This window comes from Bacillus sp. 22475 (assembly GCF_052044835.1).
Taxonomy (GTDB): Bacteria; Bacillota; Bacilli; order Bacillales; family Bacillaceae_G; genus Bacillus_A; species Bacillus_A cereus.
In genome coordinates this window covers 352,880-373,802 of record NZ_JBQENW010000001.1, presented here as the reverse complement: position 1 = coordinate 373,802, position 20,923 = coordinate 352,880, and the positions used below count along the sequence as shown (strand labels likewise).

Below are 20,923 nucleotides of genomic sequence, written 5' to 3'. Positions count from 1 at the left end.
CACCTCTCTATTCGGTTATTTCTTTATGACTATCAATAACTGTTCCTTCTAATGCTTGCGTTGCTAATTGATGTGCTTCTTTATTTTGTTTTCTAGATATCGGTTCACATACAAGTTTTAATTTCATTTGCTTCGCCTTTTGTTCAATTTGATCTAAATAATGGTTTAAATGCTCATCATAACAAGGCCATTCTCCGGCTAATTGCTGCAGTACCACTTGTGAATCTCCGCGAAGTGTAACTGCTTCATACTTAATCCCTAGTTCCTCGAGTATATTCATACCGTATAATAATGATGCATATTCCGCTTCATTATTATCATATATACCTTCTATATATGCATTGCGGCGAATGCGGTAGTTTGTATTTCCTTTTTTATAATACACACATATACCAACGCCAGCTTCTTTCGTTTGCACATCATACCCCCCATCAAAATAAACGAGTATTTCTTGGGGCTCTTCCTCTACTTGCTTACTTAACTTTTTCATCTCTTTTAATGACCATTCTGCGTCCATTTCATCGTAAAATAAAAGTTCCTTAGCTCTTCCTGTTTTCTCAAAATCCTCTGCAAATTGAAGTACTTCTTCTATGTTCATATACTCTGTTGTTAATTCCGTCTGCAATCCACGCTTCGTTTTATACAACCAATGAATTTTATATTTCATACTACATTCCCCTTATGTAAGACTTCTTATATATATATCCGGCTAATTGAAGCCTCACTTTATTTTATTATATTTTATCTAGAGTCACAGCATTATATTCAATATGATTACATACAAAAAGAGCTATCCCTATAGGAATAGCTCTTTCATCTATTACATAAATCTTTCAAATTGTACTCGCTTATTAATCCAGTACATTACAGGCATACCGATCGCCATGACAACAAATTCACCAATTGCACAAGTTAACCAAGACAACATAAATGGTAAACCCAATGCAAGATGAAGTTCAATTGCAATCATAAACATTGTAATTGTAAAGATAACTGTATTAAAAATCATACGAGCCCAAACACCTTTAATAAATCGCATAGAAATAATCGTTGCAACTAACGCAAGAATAGATTGCCCTACTCCAAATACTAAATCGTAAGCGATCATAGGTGAGAAAAAGAGATTCGTTAAAAATACACCTAATACAATTCCGTAAATTGCTTTCTTGTTAAATACAACGAGATGATTAAACATCTCTGAAATACGAAATTGTACATTCGTAAAGCCAAATGGCTGAATAAGCATAGAAACAGCAATATATAATGCCGCTAAAATACCATTACCGACTAAAGTTCTAATATTCATGACAAAATCTCCTTAGTTTTTTTACGTGGGATGGTTTCGAACCACGTTATTCGTTTTTTAAGCAACAAGATTATATTTTACGTGGTAGCCCCTCTTTCGTCAATAGATTCCTATCATAAACTACCTTTTTCCTTTTAGACAACGTATAATGAAACATATGAAAGATTTAGGAGGTTTCACTTCATGACAGCAACAATTCAAAATGAAAAAGTGATCGTTTCCATTTCTGACAAAGGTGCAGAATTACAGAGCGTTCGCTTAAAAGAAGACAACACAGAATATTTATGGCAAGGTGATTCTACTTATTGGGGACGCCGTGCACCAATTTTGTTTCCGATTGTCGGCCGATTAGTAGATAATACATACTACGTAGACGGTAAACCATATTCATTAACACAACACGGTTTCGCTCGTGATCTTACTTTCTCTGTGAAAGAACAAAGTGAAACAAAGATCACTTATATCGTTACTAGTAATGAAGAAACATTAAAAAAATATCCATACGAATTCGAATTACTCGTTTCTTATGAGCTAGATGGACAAATCGTTCATGTAACATATGAAGTAAACAATCCTACTTCTAAAGAGATGTTCTTCTCAATCGGAGCACATCCTGGATTCAACTTCCCCTTATTGGACGGTGAATCATTTACAGATTATCATTTATCGTTTAATGGTTCGGAACGCTTAGAAACAAGCGTATTAGAAGGACCTTATCTTTCAAACAAAAAGCAATTAATCGCTGAAAATACAACTGAATTGCCACTTACATATGATTTATTCAAAAATGATGCGCTTATTTTTGAAAATATGAATACGAATGAAATTTCGATTCGTTCTCATAAACATAATAAATTTGTAAAAGTAGAATTTGATGGCTTCCCATTTGTCGGCGTATGGACACCAGGGGATAATGCACCTTTCTTATGTATTGAACCTTGGTATGGAATCGCTGATGAAATAAATCCAGCAAAAGATTTCAAGGACAAAAAGGGAATTCAATCGTTACAAGCGAATGAAACATTTACATGTCGTTATAGCATCACAATCGGATAACTACTCTATCCCCTACTTCAAAAAATATTTAAGTAGGGGATAATCTTATAATTTGGAGGTTTCTCATTTTGATTGAAGTATATATTGATGGTGCATCAAAAGGAAATCCTGGTCCTTCTGGTGCAGGAGTGTTTATTAAAGGCGTTCAGCCGCCTGTACAATTATCAGTACCACTTGGAACAATGTCCAATCATGAAGCAGAATATCGCGCTTTACTTCTAGCATTAAAATATTGCATCGAGCATAATTATAGCACTGTCTCTTTTCGTACAGATTCCCAGCTTGTCGAACGGGCTGTTGAAAAGGAATACGCAAAAAATAAAATATTTGCACCTCTTTTAGATGAAGCGCTGCAGTACATAAAAAACTTCGATCTCTTTTTTATTAAGTGGATTCCAAGTAGTCAAAATAAAGTAGCTGATGAATTAGCTAGAAAAGCTATCTTACAAAATTAACGGGGGTATGAGTGTGAAAAAAGAGTGGATTGCTCCTCTTGCTTTATTATTTGTCTCTTTTATTTGGGGAGCTACGTTTGTTGTCGTTCAAAACGCTATGTCTTTCGTTGGTCCATTTACGTTTAATGGTATTCGCTTTTTATTCGCTGGAATTATTTTATTATTCGTTCAAATTATTTTCTCACAAAAAACTTCAAAACAAGATATAAAACATAGTAGCACGGCAGGGATAATCGTTGGTTTTTTCTTATTTGTCGGTTATTTATTGCAAACATTTGGCTTACTCTATACAACATCTTCAAAAGCAGGTTTCTTAACTGGGCTAAGCATTGTTATGGTCCCAATCTTATCATTTATCTTTTTAAAACAAAAAGCTACCATTTTCATCGTACTTGGTATTGCTGTAGCTACAACAGGTTTATACTTATTAACAGCTGCTGATTCTTTCCAATTAAATATAGGAGATATACTTGTTCTCGGTTGTGCAGTTGCTTTCGCTGCCCATATTCTTATTAACGGCTTCTTTTCTAAAAAAATATCACCTTTATTATTAAGCACATCTCAAGTATTAGCTGTTGGTATATTTTCTTCTATTTGCGCTTTTTTGTTTGAAGATTGGGAAAAGTTATTTTCCGTATCACTATGGACGAATCAATCCTTTTTATTCGCACTCTTTCTAACTGCCCTGTTTGCAACATCTATTGCTTTTTTCATTCAAACATCGGCACAAAAACACACTTCTCCAACGAGAGTAGCAATTATTTTCGCAATGGAGCCCGTTTTTGCTGCCTTAACAGGCGTTCTCGTTGCAAATGAACAACTTTCTATTTCTGCTATTATCGGATGTCTATGTATTTTCCTAGGCATGATTTTTGTTGAATTACCTTCCAAAACAAAAAAAGAAGCGCAGGCTGCGTGAAGTTACGCTTGTAACTTCCGCATAAAAGCCTTAGCGCTTTTTTTATCTGTAATCTCTTCTTCTTTCAATCGTTCTAATAACGCAACGAAATAACTGCCATCAAACTGTAATTGATGTTTAATGGTCGCTTCTATTGCTGCGTTCACAATCCCATCAGACGCACCAGTATATCCTTGTCCAAACATAATAAACCCCTGTGCTTCCTCTGATAATTTAAATCCTTTCGTATGTAAGAATGAAAGATAATCTTCTACTGTTTGCATGTTATTCCCACCTACTCAAAAATTCTCCATCTCCTATCATACATGTTTTTACACGCTATGAGAATGAAATTTCTTTGACAACTTTGTAAATCAATCTTCTACTTCGCTTACAATGGAGGATTTCCTAACAATCTGAAGGAATATGTAAAGTGGAACTTATTTCATATTAAAGGGGAGACACGATGAAACAAGCACTATTAATTATCGACGCTCAACAAGAATTAATTGATGGAAATGAGCAAGAAAATGAAGTTTTTCGTAAAACTGAGCTTTTATCTATACTAAATACAGCCATACAGAAAGCAATAGATTCAAATGCCCTTATTGTTTTCGTAAGAGATATCGATGTTGCTTCTGGTAGTGGCGAAGGATTTGAAGTACATAATCAAATTCAAGTACCCCAGTCTGCAATCTTTATTAATAAAGCAGCAACCAATTCATTCTACGGCACTTCTTTACTTGAACTTTTAAAAGAAGAAAACATTAATCATATTGTTATAGGCGGATGTAAAACAGAACATTGCATTGACACTGCTGTTAGGGCAGCAACTGTACAAGGATTTGACGTTACATTAATTAAAAACGGTCATTCAACAACTGATTCTAACGTATTGTCTGCAGAGCAAATTATCTCTCACCATAATAAAATTCTCCATGGTCATTATAATGTTGATCATTTTTCAGTTGTTAGAGATGTCGAGGAAGATCTTTTTCAACCTACTCATGACCAATATCGTGATTAAATTGGCTCAAAAAAGAATCCTTCATTTAAAAGGATTCTTTTTTATCCAAAAATTTGCGCTGCAATACTATATAGTTCACCATTTCTTTTTAATAACCGATTACTATTTTTCATCATAATTGGTGGTGTATTCACCTTTTTAAAACCAGCAATCTCTAATTCTTTCATGAAATCGTTCTTTCCTTCTGGTACATCCATTCTTAATTTTCCATTATGTCCTCTTGCTAAATTATGTACTATTCTCATTGCCATCGCATTATTTTTAGCAACAACTGGTCCTATTATCTTATTTTCTGGTGTTTGTATGCTTAAACCGTAACCTAATACATTTTGTTCCTTGTCCTTTACAACGATACACTGTTCACTTTGCATAATTCTTTTCTTTAAAAACTCTTTTCTATTTGTTCCAAACGCATATTCATCTATTTTTTCTAAATCACCCTCTTCATAATTCATCACATAATCTTCATTTCTTACACAATAATCTTTCGCATTGTATGAGTTACATATGTATTTAGAAACATAACTTACTGCCCTAAATCCTAACTTTTCATATAAAGGTTTCCCTTCATCCGTAGCAATCAGCATAATTGGAGTATGAGCTGATACGCTTTTAACGCACGCTTCCGTTATTATCTTTCCAATCCCTCTCCCCTTATAATCTGGATGTACAATCACCATTCCGATAGACGCTAATTTCTCCCCATATAATATTATTGCCGCGCTAGCAATTAGTTCCTCTTTCTCATTCCAAACACCGTATACAATCCCTGCGTTAAAAATAGTCTCAATTTCTTCTCTGTTATAATCCCACCCAATATAAGAAGATAATGATACAATATTCCCTGTTTTTTCTTCCCTAAGACGCTCCACCCTAATTTCCAATTCAATCATTCTCCCTCTCTTTATCTAGACTCTTAGATTGTTCTTTCTAAATCCGCTTATATACTTTTCCCTTTAACTACCGCATACATATCCTATTTTGACCAGAACTATATGTATGTGATATGACACTATTCACTTAAAAATTAAGTGAAATTAGTAATTAAAACCCTGCTGGTGTAACATTATCTATATACAAAATAGTTCTATCGTTATTTTAAATATCCCTGCTAGTAGTGATGTTCTTTACGTAGAAGCTATTTTAGGGTAGAAAGTATTTATCTTGCGATTAAAACATTACAACTTCAAATCCGCTACCGATCCACCAATTACAGTAACCGTTACAAGTAACGAAAACATCGTCACCTTTGTTCCAGAAAATCCAGATGAAACACTTCCAAATTTAAATTGTTTCTTTGACGGTGAACGCTTCATTCGCATTACTCCTCGAAATGTACGAAATTACCTTTGGACTTGGATTTGGTGGAAGTAATTTAAACAAAAAAGAGATTGTAGTTTGGTTGAAACCAAATTACAATCTCTTTTTCATTACCTATATCCCACTATGTTGTAACTCGTCCAAGAATATACAATTAAACAACATCTCAAGTTATTTTAGTCGTAATAAGTTGGCCAGCTTCATTAATAGTAACTTTCCATTTCACTCCACTAGCAGTCTTCATGATTATACCTTTACTTGCCTCTATTTCAATATCTCCAAACATTCTTCCTCCAGTTGTCGCTAACCAAGCATTCCCATTTTCCATAGAAGATCTTGCAAAGATACGATTAATTCGAAAACGTTTATGATCTTGAGAATAACCACTTAATGTAATTCTAACTTTATATAACTGACTCGCCTTCATATTCGATATAATTGTATCGCCAACATTTAATGGAACATCCAACGCGATAACCCAACTTCCAGTTGCGCTTAATGCATATTCAATTTTAATTTTCTTTGGGCTCTCTCCCCACCCAAAATACATTCCAAAACAATTTAACATTTGTATTGGTTTTTTCGTAAAATCCAGTTCAATTACAACTGGATTACTATCTGGAACGTCAATATAGTTTACACTTTGTTCATCTATTAAATTAAAGCAATTTGCGAGATTCCCCCCGTAAGGCACTTTCCCACTTACTTGCTTAACATTATATTTCTGCTGGGCATTTACTAAAATATCATCTTGATTCCCTATTAAATGAGGTCTATTTAACGTAATCGGTAACTGAATTCGTAGGGATTCTTCATAAGTAGACTTACAAACATTGTATTGTCCTTTATCTACAATAATTGTCGAAAGCAGATTTGAAAAAAGGTAGTTACGATGAGAATTAGAAGAAAATTCAATGACAATTTGTTCACTACTCATCCGGTAAGTATCCCAAATCATACAATCAAATGTATTATACGCACCTGAGCAACGAATTACTTTTTTCGTTTGTTGTCTACATTGCACTTGAATATCATGAAACGTATTTCCTGAACTTTCATTTGGCAAATCACTATTTCCATCTACTTCAATCCCATATACACATCCATCAATAAATATAGATTGAAATACATTGGCGTTAATCCAGCAAGGTGTATTGATATCATCTATATACTCTGTTTTCAAATATATTGCAGTTTGAAAGTTTTTAATTTGAATAAATTTAACTTGAAAGAAACTAATATAGTCCCATGCCTTTTGACAATAAAAATGTATAGCTTTTCCTTTATACGATGGAGTTATATTTATTATATTTATATTTGATATAACAGATTGATTAGGTACTTCGATTTGTTGTGAACCAGAAACATAAATAACAGCAGATTGAAACAATGGATTTATAACTTGAATAGTACCACCAACTATCGAAGCGTTACTTTGTAGCTCAAATGCATTAAAATCCCCATCAATTTGCAACGTTACGGTAGGATCTAACTCTAATCTTACGTTTGATTTAATAACAATCGGCTTTACAATTTTGTACGTATTTACCCCTGTAATTCGAACCGTCGAAATTCGATTCGCTACACAATAATCAATAGCTTGCTGAATTGCTAATGAGCTATCATTTACCGAGTTTGGAACTGCGCCAAAACAATCGATGTGAACGCTACCTTTTGGTGCACAATCTTCTTGGGAAGAAATATATTCTGACAAAATAAATTCACTCCTCATATTACCTTTTTTCATATAATATGTGAGTTCTCTCTTAAAAGTTTCTATAATAAAAAAAACAAACGACCTACCCGGTCATTTGTTTAATTCATATATATTTTTCGTTTCTTCTATCATTTTAGTTAACGAGAAAGACTTCACTGCTTTCTCTCGTGCTTTTAGTCTAATAGCAGTCACCCTTTCTTCATTCCCTTGTAGTTCCTCAAGCGCACTTGCAAATTCAGATTCACAATATTCAGATATCAAAACACCTGATTCTCCATCTATTACCGCTTCATGTATTCCGCCAACATCTATTGAAACAATTGGTGTCCCTGTAGCCATCGCTTCGATTACTACCATTGGAAACACTTCACGAAAAGATAATAAAAGTAAGGCATCCATATTCCCTATAAACTCATGTGGTTCTGAAATATTCCCTAACATCTTTACACTCTGTTGCAACCCATATTTTTCTATTTCTTTCATAATCGATTCTTTCTTTGGTCCATCACCAGCAATATAAAACATAAAATCATTTCTCTTTTTCAACACATTTGCAATTTTGACAAATAGTTGATGGTTTTTCTCTTTGGATAATCTAGCTAATATCCCTATTTTATATGTAGATTCTTTCTTTTTCTGCTGGAATAAAAACTTTTCAATATCGACGCCGTTATAAATTGTATTTATTTTTTCTTCTGCTACATGAATTGAAATTAAATTATTCTTTTCAAACTCACTTACTGTAATAATATTGTTCACATATTTATTCATGAAATAACGAAAAAGGGCTGGCATTTTCTTTTCTAATATCGTTACATTATGTTTCGTATAAACAATTTTTATCTTTTTTTTAATAAACTTTTGAAGTAGAAAAGCATATAATACCATTCGCAAACTATTTGCATGAATAAGTTCTATCTTTCGTTTACAAATTTCGTTTCGTAAATAATAAATATTTCTCAAATGATTCCATCGACTAATTAATATAAAATTTTCTTTTCTAGTAAGAGATTCATATAGTTCTCCATCACCTGCAGCTGTATAAATCTTAAAATCATCATAACGCAAATTACTTTCCAATTTACAGAAATAACTCTCTGCTCCGCCAGTTATCAATTTATCTGTCATCAACAGTATATTCATAATTGCGTCTTCCCAACTACATTGATTTTATTTTTTTTATAAGCATGATAAGCATACTTACTAAAATAGTAAAAAATTTGCACCGAATTCAGTCGTTCTTGTTCCCTTAACAATTTCCAATACCGAAAAGCTGCTCTAATTTTATTTCTAGAAACAGAATTTGTAACAATTCTATATTTTGCTAACACTTGCTGTATCCCTTTTGCTTCATACCCTTCATGTAATAAGTTCAGCCATAACGCTGTATCTTCCGGCTGTATACTAGGCATTTCGACATACGGAATTTTTTTACGATCAATCATCACTGTTAAACACCCGATAATTGTATTTCCTACTAAATAATGATAGTCAACAGATTTTGGTACACTCACTTCGCAATTTAGTTCATTACCATTTTCATCAATTAAACTATACGACGCATATGAAAAAGCTATATTCATTTCTTCCATAAATAACAATTGTGTCTTCAATTTATGCGGCAACCATATATCATCACTATCTAAAAAGGCAATATACCTTCCTCTTGCCTCTTGGATCGCTAAATTCCGAGCTTTAGCAGCACCAACATTTTCTTTTAATGATAATAACCTAATTCGTGAGTCTCCTTCTATTATCTCTTTAATTTTTGCGGCAGATTGGTCGGTTGAACCGTCATCAACGATAATCATTTCCCAGTTTTCATACGATTGATTCTGTACAGATGAAATTGTCTCACCTATAAATCGTATACTATTATAAGAAGGTGTTATTACAGAAACATAAGGCGGCTCGTTATGTGCTGATAGACATTTTACCATCTATCTTTCCCCTTCCTTCATATATTGAAATATACTTCACAACAACTGCTAAAAATAAAAAGAACGCTTCGTTAATAATGAGTGACAATGACATCATCTGAAATAAAAATGCAATCATAGTCAATAGAAGATATGGTTTTTCACGAAACAAAGTATGCTGCGCTAGCTTGAACATTAATATGAATAAAAACGCGCTATATAGAAGAAAACCAATTGTACCCGATTCAGACAAAATTTCTAAAAATGTATTGTGTACATATAATTTTTCATTAAATTGATACTCATAATAATTCGAAAAGTTAAAAGCACCGATTCCGATATATGGATTGGATAAATAATATTTAAAAGCAGCTTCCCATAATGTAAATCTACCACTTCCATTATCATGGGAAAAATCAGAAATTCGTTTATTTAATATGTCATCTAATTGGCCCCCCATTACACTATTCGATAAACTAAAAATAACTACACTAAACAATACTAAACTCATAATTATTTTGATTTTTTTAGCGAAACTAGACATACATATATATACAAAAACGACAAGCACAAGCGCTAATATCCCCCCCCTTGAAAAGGTTAATAAACTCGTCGTAACACATAAAATTAACCCTAGTATGTTAGTGATATTTTGTAAATTCGTCATATAGTACATAAAAAATATTGTATTATAGAAAATAAAAATGTTAGGATCATCTAGCAATCCAATTAACCGTGGATATCCTCTATCAACTAATAACCCGGCAAAAATTTCTCTCTCTTCTCCACCGTATAAACTAAAGTATTGTAAACCGATTATATAGAGTATTAGACTTACTACATTAAATACTACTCCTACATAAGCAATAGATGATTCAAGTACCACTATTTCAGTATTGCCCAATAAATTCCTCATTATAAAATAGCATCCTAAAACAAGTAGCACGCCAAAAATCATACGAATACTAGCATTTAAATACATAGAAAGAATTCCACTCAAACAATAAATGAAATAAAACAGTAAAAATATAACTTCATAAAAATATAACTTTTGAATATGAAAATCTTTAATTGTTAAACAAAAATATATGACTAAAAAAATCATATATATTTTCAATGAAAATCCAATATATAAATTGTATTTACTTAACATAACAAATAATATTAGAAGAATAATCCATCCCATCGATACTTTCATATTATTTTCCATAGGCTATATCCCCTGTTTCGTAATATAATCCTTTTTGCGTATTTTTCTTATAAAAGAAAGAAGAAGTTTTTTTAGCTCATAATCATATAGGAATATGGCAGCTACTACAATTAGTATATTAAGAACAAGCGCAATTAAATGATATGTATGTAATATATATTGCACTCCAATAAAGGTTACACCAAAATAAATTGTATACGGTATTACAATTTGGAATACAATTTTTTTCTTCACTACACTTACCGCTATATATCCCACTAAAGCGACTATTTCAAATAAAACCATAGCGTATGCCGCTCCTATCACTCCACCAAGACTACTAAAGCTATAAAGCATAACTCCACCGATCACCAATGCTACACACTGCACAACAGTCCTCTTATTTTGACATCCACTCGTCGTTAAACCGTCAGCAATAGCAATATTTAAACTTTGTAGCACAATAAGAAATGATAATATTTGGAGTGGTTCTACTGCATTGCGCCATTCTTCATGAAAAAATATAGAAATAAAGTATGGTGCTAAATGATATAAACCGATCGTCATACATATTCCTACAATCGCCATTGATTTAATTTGAAGTAAATTTAATTTCGTATGCTCTTCTATATTATTCTGGTTATAATGCTTAAAGAGCACTGGGAAAAATGCACCTGCAATTACCCCTGGTACTTGATATAAAGCTGCCGGCATCCGGTACGCCACTGCAAAAACACCTACCATACTTAATGGCAATGTATAGTTAAGCAAGATAGGTGCTAATTGTGGCGTACTCATTATTAAAAAACCGCTAATAATAAAGGGAGTTAATTGCCAAAATAACGCTTTATGAATTACGACTTTCATATTCATTTTCGTCTTTCTTCTCATGATATATATACTGAATAAACCACCGATCATATAACCAAAAGCATATAAGCGAGCTGTTACATACACCGGTAACTCTCCGAAAATACAAAAACATGTAATTATAATGACAACTGATGCTGATACAACTTTTATGAGCGCTATATACTTCATACGTTCCGTCAGTTGAAAATAGGCAATTCCTATGTTTTGCCAAGTTAATCCTATTAACATGAAAAACATTACGTTTATCATCATATAAATTAAATTTTTATCCGCATACATATAATGAATAGCAATATAACCGATGATAGAAATAAAAATAAGTAGAATCATCCTTATTTTTATATACGATGATAAAATCTTCTCTAAATCTGCTCCATCCTTTGCCCCTTCTCGAAGAAACGTATTACTAAGTCCTAAGTCTGTAAAGAATAACATAACAAACGTCACTGCTATGGCAACACTAAACATCCCATAATGTTGTGCGTTAAAAAAGTTTGCTAAAACAATTAAACTGACGGCCTGAAGAAGGTTAGCTAAAATCGTACTATAAAATAGATGGATAATATTGTTTAGAATAGATCTACCCATACAAGTTCTCCTTTGCAAGTAACCTACTTACATATGTTGTTTGTTTACATATATATTTATCTTGCACCATTACCGTTCAATACAATTAAAACGGTTTTACATAAAATACGGATGTCCATCCGAAATGTTTTCATTTCAATATACTCCATGTCCAGCCTCAACTTTTCCTTTGGATCAAGATTATACCCTCCATTTATTTGTGCCCATCCTGTTAATCCTGGTTTTACTATTAAACGTTCCTTAAATTCTGGAATATACGCATCAAATTCATTATAAAAAAACTCTCTCTCTGGTCTAGGACCTACAAAAGACATATCTCCTCTTAAAATATTTAAAAGTTGTGGTAATTCATCAATTCTCGTTTTTCTTATAAACAATCCAACTTTTGTAATTCTTGAATCATGTTCTTTTGCCCATTGTGGGCCATTTATTTCAGCATCCTTTACCATTGATCTTAATTTAAATACATTAAACTTCTTCCCGTTTATACCTAAACGTTCTTGAAAGTAAATTGGAGCCCCTGATGTTTCTAAAGTAATCATAATACAAAAGAACAACATAATTGGTATCGTTAATAGTAACAATATGATTGAAAATATAATATCAAACAAGCGTTTTACACTTCGATTCAATATGCTAGGCTTTTCTTGAGCCGGAATCGTATACAACTTGGCTTGATTTGTTTCACGAATCATGGATCGTTACCCCCACATTCAAGAATATAAAATTATACCTATTAATTCACATTCTTTCCTATTTATATCCGCTATTACTTTTTGCACTGTACGTAGTGAATCTTTTCGCTTTTTAACTGCTAAGACCACTCCATCGCATTTCTCTGCAATAATGTGCGTAGCAGGAAGATCAAATACTTCAGAAGAATAAAAGAAAATGTAATCAAAATCTTCTTTCCACTTAGCAATCGCATTATCAAATTCATCCATAGCAACTAAGGGCGTCCCTGTGTGTACTGTTTTTTTTGCAGGAATACAATATAAGTATTTAGATAAATTACTAGAAAAAGATTCATAATTGCAGGGGGAAGAGCTTATTATATCGTTTACTGTTATCATGTGATCACTTTGTAATAATACATGTAATTGAGGGTCAGAAAAATTCACATCAATAAGTAACACCTTTTTCTTCATTTCCGCAAACACTAGACCCATATTTACTATAAGCGAGGCAACAACCCCTCTGTCCTTCGTTGAACTAACTGTGAATAGTTGTTTTCCAGATTTTTTCAGCTCGTGATACACCGTATAAAACTGCTCTTTCATCAGATCATCATGCAAATCGAATGGCAGCTGTTTCTTTGTCCTAAACATCGACATGTTCACCTCGATATATAGATGATTGTTTATCAATCTCTGTAGATTTCTGTTTTCTATTCGGTTTCACATTTACGTGACCAATAACAGAGACTGTTGTTATTTTCTCTAAATCTTGTTCCGTGTATATACGTTCATCAAAATAATCTCGAAATACAGCTAAACCTATCCCAACAAAAAAACTAACAATTAAAGAAATAGGAATGATCAGTTGAAATTTCGGAAACAATTTTTCAGCCTGTTCCTGTAACTCAGGATCCGTCAACACTTTCACACCTTGTACATTTGTGTACTGTTGAAAACTTTGTTGTGATTGCTCTGCCAATGTCTTTACAATGTCTTTCACGACTTTCGGATTGGAATCTTTTACTGTAACAGTTACAATTTGTGAGTTGTCCGTATTCACCACCGAGATTTTTTGTGCTAATTCATAACTTGATTGCTCTAATTTCAAAGTTTTTTTGACTGTTGAAATAATTAATGGGCTTTTTAAAATATCGACATACGATGTTACTAGTTGCTTATTTTCTTGTGTTTTATTTGTTGAATTTTCCTTATTAAACTCATCTAAATTCCCAACAAGAATTTGCGTTGAATATTGATATGACGGCTTTAAAACATACATAGAGATAAGAACTAAAGAAGCGGTTAAACAACACATCGTTAAAATAATCGTTACGAATCTTCTTTTCATTAATTGTTGAAAATCTTTTATACTCATTTCTTGCTTCAATTATTTCACCGCCCTTTTCTGAATAACATCCTGCAAGTCACTCTTTACAGATACCCCTCTCTTCTTTCTATCCACTTGTTTTGTTACATATTTTCCGACTCTGAATGCAAATTTTTCTACATATATATACGAAAGCATTGCAAGTATAAACGAAAATATAAGTGAAAAAATTAAAATAATAGGCAACGGTAATATTTCATGGAGCATGTATATAAGGGAAAACAACGATATAATATGGTATAAATAAAGACTGTAAGAAATCTTCCCCAAATATAACAAGTATTTATTGCGTAGCAAGGACGACAAAGTTGATATTGACAAGCTTAATATGACAAATAGACTTGCACTTATCGCCACTACGTAGTCTCGAAATATGAAATTATTGAGCACTTTCATTTCTCCAATAAGTCCTTCGTACATAAAAAGTAAAATCGCAAATAAAAACCATGCAATTTTCGTGTTTTTAGTACAATTACTATAAAAAACTATTAATTTATTTTTATACTTCGCAATTAGTGCCCCTAGTAAAAACAGCACCGTATAATGCAACGTTAATGCATAGCTTGTTAATGTTAAGCCCGAGCGAAACAAAAATAATATTACGACAGAACATATACTAAAACTAAACAATAATAGTAATGAACACCTCAACGTTTTTCGTAAGCAAATCATCAAAATTAGCGGAAAAATTATTGATATTCGCATTTCATGGACAAGTGACCAAATCACACCGTTATATGCATCTGTATTATATTTCCCAACCAATAAAATATGTTGCGCTATTAAACTTGAAGAACTTTCAATCGTCCACGAGCGATTAAACCATTCACTTAAATAAGAAATACCATATCCACTAATTGTAGCCTGGCATATAATAGCTATAATTATTGCTACAATATAGGGAATGTATATTCTGCATATACGTTTTAAAAGGTATGCCCCATAACTACTATAGGTTTTTTGAATAGATTCATACAAAACAAATCCGCTCAAAACAAAAAAGATAATAACAGATTCATTACCACTACTAAAAATTAGACGAGCAGGCGTTTCTTTTAATAGATACACAACAAATGGTTTATTATCTTCATAACTGTAATTTTGAAATGCTGAAAAAATCATTAAATGATGACCGATCATTACTATTAATGAAGAAATCCCTCTTATAGAATCCAATTCTTCGTATCTCTTCATCTTTTTACATCAACTCCTAATGAAATGATAATAATCATTTCAAAGCGACATCTTTATTCATATTCCTCTCCTTTCTTTTCATTCCAATTTTTCATATTAAAATGATTTTATAGTATAAATTTGAGTGTATTGTAACATTTTTTGTAATATTATGAATAGCGAATCTCAAAAATTGGTATATACCAATTTCAACCTCGAAAAATGAGTAATATTGATAGAAAAACACTATAAAAATATCTTGCATATTTACATAAATTAAAGAGATGAATAGCGTTTTTTCAATATAAAATAAAAAAGATAGCCTGCATAGGCTATCTTTATTATTTTATTTAATTACTAGCACCACTATATGCTACATGTCGTTTCTCAATTCTCTCTTCAATTTCTTTCATATTTTCTTTATTATTTAATAGTGATTGTTTATTTTCAATTAATAATTGTTTAAAAGATTTTCTCACTTTTTTTCTCATTTTCATTGTCCTCCTTGGGGGATGGTTTATATAAAAGATAAAGAATTATCTGTGTGTCCTTATAATAATTGATTGTTGTGAATTCTATTTGAACTTCATATGAAAATTCCGTTTATTTTCTGACAACTTTGTGAACACGAAAAAAAGACTCTCTAAAACTATGTTGAAATTAATTCACTTCATTATAAAAATTACTATTCCCATCAACTTTTATCATTATATCTTGTCGAAACATTTATATATTTAAAATTGAGTTTGACATAATTTTATTTACTATAATACTGTTTACAAAAACAAAAAGAAGGTGTCACCAAGTCAAATTTCGACTTATGCAACATCCCTCTTTCCAAACTATTTATAGCATATTTATTAATATTTCAGGTCTTCCCCAATTCATTTCTTCACAAACAAATCTAAGTTTTTCTTCATCCATTGTGTGTAATCCCTCTTCTAGTAAACATGAAATTGGAACTTCACAGTGAATTTGTGCTAATTGCAACGAAATATTTAAGTTCTCTAAATCACTTTCAATCTTCGTACGCTGCGCTTTTGTTAATGATTCTACATTTTCTAGTACAGCGGATACTGTTCCGTGCTCTTGAATAAGCTTATACGCTGTTTTTTCACCGATACCTTTTACACCTGGATAATTATCACTTGTATCTCCCATGAAAGCTTTTGCATGGACGATTTGCCACGGCTCTACACCTTTTTCTTCCATGATTTTCTCCGGTGTGTAATATTCGTAATTTCCAATTCCTTTACGCAGAAGCATAACTGTAACGTTCTTATCAACAAGTTGAAGTAAATCTGTATCACCAGTTAAAATATAAACTTCAGCTTCATTGCAGTATTGTTTTGCAAGCGTACCGATACAATCATCGGCTTCATAGCCTTTCATACCGATAACTGGAATGGATAATTTCGCAGTCATTTCTTGCACTAAATCAAATTGAGGAATTAATTCTTCTGGTGGCGCTGCACGATTTGCTTTATAATTCGAGAACGATTCTGTTCTAAATGTCGTACTTCCCATATCCCAGCATGTAACGATATGTGTTGGTTCAATCGCTTGCGTAGCTGTTAACAAGTGTTTCATATAACCATGAATCCCATTCGTAGGGGTTCCATCTTGTCGTTTCATAAATTGTCCGTAGACACTTGTTGCGTAAAAAGCACGAAATAATAGTGCCATACCATCAACTAACAATACTTTTTTCATAATTCCTCTCCTATTAAAAAAATAATAACCTCACGTTATCACGTAAGGTTATATAAATAGATTACCATTCTACGTTTTTGCTCAACTTTGTCTATTATACATTGTTTTTGTATATTTAGCACCATTAACACATTAAGACGTTCTACTACAACAAGTATGCAATATGCCTGAATACGTATTTTTTCCAGTAGAAACAACGACAGCCTTTGCACTTCCACTAACGATATGTGAACCTTTAAAACATACATTTTCAAGCTCAAGTGGATTATAATCTTTCATCCGTTTTAATGGAATAAATCGTTTACGTTCAAGGTGATAGCAGCTTTCAAACTTCTCTATACTCGCTTCGTTTCCCGTTAACACAGACTCATTCACTAATAAATCATCTGCATAAATAATACGTACATCAGCTGGCACAGCATCTCCAGCCGAAAGAAAAATCATATCTCCAGGTACAAGTTCTTGCACTGGTATCTCCATCATTTTCAGTTCACTATTTAGCCCTGTACTACTGGAACATTCTACTCTAGATACAGTAATCGTTTCACGTTGTAATTCATCACACACACGTTGTTTTGAAAAACCTGGAATCATGCCACCAAGCTTCATCATTACTTCTGCAAGAATTGCTCTTTTTGAAGTTAGTTCATTTCGGCCATATACTTGAATACGTTTTTGCGCCTCTTTCATTGATAGTCCGTCTCTTGTTGTTTTAAAATATGCAAATACAGATTTTACATCTCTTGTTGCAATTTCAATTAATAAATCTTTATTTTTTTGGAGCATTGCTTGTTCTTTTATTGATTTTTTATTTAGTTTATATGACGTGTTACCCACCGTTTTGTTTGCATATAACATATTATCGTCTCCTCCTTTACAACATAGGAAGAAACGCTTTGTTTCTCAATTTATCCACTTTACTGTGAAAGTGTCTAGCGCTTTATAAACGCTACATTGTGATAAATATAGAGGGAGGAACAAATCGTTTCCTGCCTACATCATATATTTTTGATTTGAAGTATATGGGTAACGGAACCGAGTCAGAATTTGACATGCTCCTCACCTCCTCGTTTAATTTTATAGTTTATACTATGAAATTACTCATAGCTTGGTAACAAAAAAGACCCCTACCCTTAAGAGAGTAGTGGCCATTACATACACAAATAAACGATTTCTAATATAATTAGAAATCTACGGACCTCTCCCTCGCCGAGTTTTAGCACTGTATAGCATAGGTACATTACCAGCTACGTTAAGAAAAACCTTAATTCGATCATTCCTGTTGACCCATTGGCGTCTCTCGACATTTTTGGGCAGTAGCATTTCTCTATACAGGAGCCTCACCTAACAGAGACTTATTTTCATTACATTGAAAATGTTACTCTTATTTAAAATAGATGTCAACAGTAGCCTACAATTTTTTCAAAAGGTATGGCAAACTAACATATATAAAGTGAAACTTTAATCAGTGGGGTTTTGTTCATCCCCCACTGATTATTAGCCCACACCAATCGGGCTTTTACGGGCAGCCCCCCACCTAACTTCTTTGCTTTCGCTGAATTTTGAGGTGGGGGTCTTACTGCCCGGCAAATAGCGGGATAAAAAAAACTTTACGTTTAAACGTAAAGTTTTTAATAAGTTATACAGCCAGCAATTACAATCCCAATTGAAAGCGATAAAAACATAAGAAAAAGACCGACTGCTTGATTATCTTCTTCAAGACTTTTGTTTATATTAAAGCGCGGTGTAAGCCACTCAGCTAAATAAAAAACGATAATTTGAGCCAAAATCCCAACTGCTCCCCACGAAATCATATCAAGAAGTGAAATTGAATTAGCTGCTGTCGAATATAAAACAATAGCTAACCCAAGTAATCGTCCTCCAAGCACATAGCTTACCGCCTTATTCCCTTGAGCCATTAACTTAAATTCCTTAACTTTCGTTGTCACTTCCATCAAGAACAGACCAATACATAAAAGTCCGAGTGTTACTGCTAAATATAATAAAAAATTAATCATTTTTCCCCCTCCTTTTTATACCTACCGGTAAATAGTACGATTCATTTCCTGTAATCTTTTCTCCCGCGCGAATACCGATACTACTCACTTTTCCAGCAATTAAAAACGAACCAAACACATACGACAGTTTCTCCATCCCTTTTTCTGTTTCCAAGGATACGACTGGAAGTTCTATATACTTTTGAAATATCGGCAGTGACGCTTTATACGTTTGGTGTGCATTTTGAAGCATAATATTTTCGTCTTTATCGCGAATCGTAATTGTATCTCCTTCTCTCCCAAATGAAGGTTTTTGAACGAAAGAACCTTTGCCTAAAAATAAATCTGGTTCTAAATATGTAGGTAACATATATTCTTTAATCCACTGTTGTTCCTCATTTGTATAAAAGGCCTCTTCTTCTGCTAACCCCCAAATAAGACACTGAATTGATTTTGGCTGAAGTAAAAATGCTGACAAAGGATTTATTATAAAAAGCTTTCCGGCTTTTACAAGTTGTAACAGTTCCACACCTACCAAATCCCCTGTTTCAGGATCTTGATCCTCAATTAAATCTTCTATCGGATATGTTTGGCGATATAAAACATCAATCTTCGCCCCATCTTTATCGACTAGAGCATCCTTTGTAATTCTAAGTTCTGACATTGGCACTACTTTATTTTCAACATGGCATAGCTGACTTAAATACATAGTGGTATTCCAATCCTCGATATGTTCATGATGTGCTGTAAAAACAACATTTGGATTATCTAATCCCTTTGTCGCTTCCATTACTGCTTTCGTTACACCAGAAGATAGCAATCGTTCTTGATCCGAGTTTGGATCATCATAGCCTAGATTTTCACATACTTTCCCATTCATTTGAAAACATTCCACAATAAAAGTTGGTGTATCACTATTAAACTCAAGCATTCTGATTTTGTTATCCTCTGTTACAGCAAAATCAAATCGCGAAATTACAGATTCAGGATAAAGCCCTTTCATTCTAATGAAAGATAAACTCGCGGATGGAAAGCCAAGATCTAGAAGCTGTTCGTCACTTAAATTACGCAGCAGTCTAGCAGTCTTAAAAAATATTTTCCCCATTCGTTCAGTCGCTAAGTGTAATTGGTCCAAAGTCTGATTTGTTATAGAAAAAACATGAAACAAACTATACTCACATTCATATAAATCCGACCAAAAATTCGGATATTTTAAATAAAATTCTTTTCGATCCCTTATGTATTGCGACATATTTTAGCCCCCAAATCCTCCCTTTGAACCGCTTCCAATTCCACCTTTAAATTCAGCAGACGATTGATACGATTTAAACGCCGATGAATTTTTAAAAGTGGATTTATTTTGATAGTATCGCCCACCATAGAAATAATGCCCACGATAACCTGAACTACTATCATCACACTGCCATACCCCAAGTTCATCATCCCAATCCCAATCAGAACAACTATTATCATTCGGTTTTGGGGGAAGATCTTGTGCGCAACCAAATAAAGTGCCAGTCATTAAAGACGTTACGACACCACCTACTAGCCATTTCGTTTTTATCACCTTCGCACTCCCCTTTTTAAATTCTATTCCTATTATATAGGATGGCATGATAAAGTAGAAA

The 20,923-nt window shown here is 32.9% G+C and carries 23 protein-coding genes, 1 pseudogene and 2 riboswitches; of the genes and pseudogenes, 5 read left to right on the top strand and 19 right to left on the bottom strand.

Going from position 1 to position 20,923, the window contains the following annotated elements; all coding sequences use genetic code 11:
- Nucleotides 1-7: 7 nt before the first annotated feature.
- Entirely contained in the window at nt 8-667 is a 660-nt protein-coding gene (locus ACTJJY_RS02055) for a ribonuclease H family protein (RefSeq protein ID WP_000875548.1), read from the bottom strand.
- 153 nt (nt 668-820) lie between these two features.
- Nucleotides 821-1,306 carry a QueT transporter family protein gene (locus ACTJJY_RS02050; protein WP_001026474.1) on the bottom strand — a complete coding sequence of 162 codons (486 nt, stop codon included), beginning with the start codon at nt 1,304-1,306 and terminating at the stop codon, nt 821-823.
- Nucleotides 1,307-1,312: 6 nt separating this feature from the next.
- A riboswitch (PreQ1 riboswitch) is annotated at nt 1,313-1,357 on the bottom strand.
- 132 nt (nt 1,358-1,489) lie between these two features.
- On the opposite strand from ACTJJY_RS02050, the gene ACTJJY_RS02045 reads away from it, so the two are divergent.
- From ACTJJY_RS02045 to ACTJJY_RS02035, 3 genes are all read left to right on the top strand, one after another.
- Complete coding sequence (locus ACTJJY_RS02045) at nt 1,490-2,362, top strand: aldose 1-epimerase family protein (RefSeq protein ID WP_098676078.1); 873 nt, start codon at nt 1,490-1,492, stop codon at nt 2,360-2,362.
- Between the two features lie 68 nt (nt 2,363-2,430).
- Nucleotides 2,431-2,817, top strand: a complete 387-nt coding sequence (locus ACTJJY_RS02040) for a reverse transcriptase-like protein (protein WP_000573880.1) — start codon at nt 2,431-2,433, stop codon at nt 2,815-2,817.
- 13 nt (nt 2,818-2,830) lie between these two features.
- Nucleotides 2,831-3,736 (top strand): DMT family transporter, encoded by a 906-nt coding sequence (locus tag ACTJJY_RS02035; RefSeq protein ID WP_000712599.1) that lies wholly within the window; start codon nt 2,831-2,833, stop codon nt 3,734-3,736.
- A 2-nt stretch (nt 3,737-3,738) separates the two neighbouring features.
- Here the strand turns inward: ACTJJY_RS02035 and ACTJJY_RS02030 are convergent, their stop codons facing one another.
- A complete protein-coding gene (locus ACTJJY_RS02030) occupies nt 3,739-3,999 on the bottom strand; it encodes a DUF6123 family protein (RefSeq protein WP_001195212.1) in 261 nt (86 codons plus the stop codon).
- A gap of 182 nt (nt 4,000-4,181) precedes the next feature.
- Between ACTJJY_RS02030 and ACTJJY_RS02025 the strand changes: the two genes are divergently transcribed.
- Nucleotides 4,182-4,742: a cysteine hydrolase family protein gene (locus tag ACTJJY_RS02025; protein WP_440604884.1), complete on the top strand. Its 561-nt coding sequence runs from the start codon at nt 4,182-4,184 to the stop codon at nt 4,740-4,742.
- Between the two features lie 41 nt (nt 4,743-4,783).
- Here ACTJJY_RS02025 and ACTJJY_RS02020 read toward each other — a convergent pair whose 3' ends face one another.
- Nucleotides 4,784-5,635 carry a GNAT family N-acetyltransferase gene (locus ACTJJY_RS02020; protein ID WP_440604883.1) on the bottom strand — a complete coding sequence of 284 codons (852 nt, stop codon included), beginning with the start codon at nt 5,633-5,635 and terminating at the stop codon, nt 4,784-4,786.
- A gap of 298 nt (nt 5,636-5,933) precedes the next feature.
- Here ACTJJY_RS02020 and ACTJJY_RS02015 point away from each other — a divergent pair.
- Nucleotides 5,934-6,116 (top strand): annotated as a pseudogene (locus ACTJJY_RS02015) (hypothetical protein); the annotation flags it as partial.
- 112 nt (nt 6,117-6,228) lie between these two features.
- Here the strand turns inward: ACTJJY_RS02015 and ACTJJY_RS02010 are convergent.
- From ACTJJY_RS02010 to ACTJJY_RS01940, 15 genes are all read right to left on the bottom strand, one after another.
- Nucleotides 6,229-7,776: a hypothetical protein gene (locus ACTJJY_RS02010; protein WP_440604882.1), complete on the bottom strand. Its 1,548-nt coding sequence runs from the start codon at nt 7,774-7,776 to the stop codon at nt 6,229-6,231.
- 93 nt (nt 7,777-7,869) lie between these two features.
- Nucleotides 7,870-8,922 carry a glycosyltransferase family 4 protein gene (locus ACTJJY_RS02005; protein ID WP_440604881.1) on the bottom strand — a complete coding sequence of 351 codons (1,053 nt, stop codon included), beginning with the start codon at nt 8,920-8,922 and terminating at the stop codon, nt 7,870-7,872.
- Nucleotides 8,919-9,719 carry a glycosyltransferase family 2 protein gene (locus tag ACTJJY_RS02000; protein ID WP_071730808.1) on the bottom strand — a complete coding sequence of 267 codons (801 nt, stop codon included), beginning with the start codon at nt 9,717-9,719 and terminating at the stop codon, nt 8,919-8,921. The genes ACTJJY_RS02005 and ACTJJY_RS02000 overlap by 4 nt, the downstream gene beginning before the upstream one ends.
- A complete protein-coding gene (locus ACTJJY_RS01995) occupies nt 9,694-10,908 on the bottom strand; it encodes an O-antigen ligase family protein (RefSeq protein WP_440604880.1) in 1,215 nt (404 codons plus the stop codon). Before ACTJJY_RS01995 ends, ACTJJY_RS02000 begins: the two co-directional genes overlap by 26 nt.
- Before the next feature lie 3 nt (nt 10,909-10,911).
- Entirely contained in the window at nt 10,912-12,348 is a 1,437-nt protein-coding gene (locus ACTJJY_RS01990; protein ID WP_440604879.1) for an oligosaccharide flippase family protein, read from the bottom strand.
- 56 nt (nt 12,349-12,404) lie between these two features.
- Nucleotides 12,405-13,043 (bottom strand): sugar transferase, encoded by a 639-nt coding sequence (locus ACTJJY_RS01985; protein ID WP_071740365.1) that lies wholly within the window; start codon nt 13,041-13,043, stop codon nt 12,405-12,407.
- 18 nt (nt 13,044-13,061) lie between these two features.
- Complete coding sequence (locus ACTJJY_RS01980) at nt 13,062-13,682, bottom strand: CpsD/CapB family tyrosine-protein kinase (protein WP_440604878.1); 621 nt, start codon at nt 13,680-13,682, stop codon at nt 13,062-13,064.
- On the bottom strand, nt 13,669-14,412 hold the full coding sequence (locus ACTJJY_RS01975) for a YveK family protein (protein WP_440604877.1): 744 nt from the start codon (nt 14,410-14,412) through the stop codon (nt 13,669-13,671). Before ACTJJY_RS01975 ends, ACTJJY_RS01980 begins: the two co-directional genes overlap by 14 nt.
- Nucleotides 14,413-15,606, bottom strand: a complete 1,194-nt coding sequence (locus ACTJJY_RS01970; protein ID WP_440604876.1) for an acyltransferase family protein — start codon at nt 15,604-15,606, stop codon at nt 14,413-14,415.
- 329 nt (nt 15,607-15,935) lie between these two features.
- Entirely contained in the window at nt 15,936-16,076 is a 141-nt protein-coding gene (locus ACTJJY_RS01965; RefSeq protein ID WP_001228048.1) for an FbpB family small basic protein, read from the bottom strand.
- A 355-nt stretch (nt 16,077-16,431) separates the two neighbouring features.
- A complete protein-coding gene (locus ACTJJY_RS01960; protein ID WP_000757069.1) occupies nt 16,432-17,298 on the bottom strand; it encodes a 5'-3' exonuclease in 867 nt (288 codons plus the stop codon).
- Nucleotides 17,299-17,430: 132 nt separating this feature from the next.
- Entirely contained in the window at nt 17,431-18,156 is a 726-nt protein-coding gene (locus tag ACTJJY_RS01955; RefSeq protein WP_440604875.1) for a P-type ATPase, read from the bottom strand.
- A 335-nt stretch (nt 18,157-18,491) separates the two neighbouring features.
- Nucleotides 18,492-18,657, bottom strand: a riboswitch (M-box (ykoK) riboswitch).
- A 272-nt stretch (nt 18,658-18,929) separates the two neighbouring features.
- Nucleotides 18,930-19,316, bottom strand: a complete 387-nt coding sequence (locus ACTJJY_RS01950; RefSeq protein ID WP_000606857.1) for a DUF350 domain-containing protein — start codon at nt 19,314-19,316, stop codon at nt 18,930-18,932.
- On the bottom strand, nt 19,309-20,547 hold the full coding sequence (locus tag ACTJJY_RS01945) for a glutathionylspermidine synthase family protein (protein ID WP_440604874.1): 1,239 nt from the start codon (nt 20,545-20,547) through the stop codon (nt 19,309-19,311). Before ACTJJY_RS01945 ends, ACTJJY_RS01950 begins: the two co-directional genes overlap by 8 nt.
- Before the next feature lie 3 nt (nt 20,548-20,550).
- Complete coding sequence (locus ACTJJY_RS01940; protein ID WP_440604873.1) at nt 20,551-20,862, bottom strand: hypothetical protein; 312 nt, start codon at nt 20,860-20,862, stop codon at nt 20,551-20,553.
- Between the last annotated feature and the right edge of the window lie 61 nt (nt 20,863-20,923).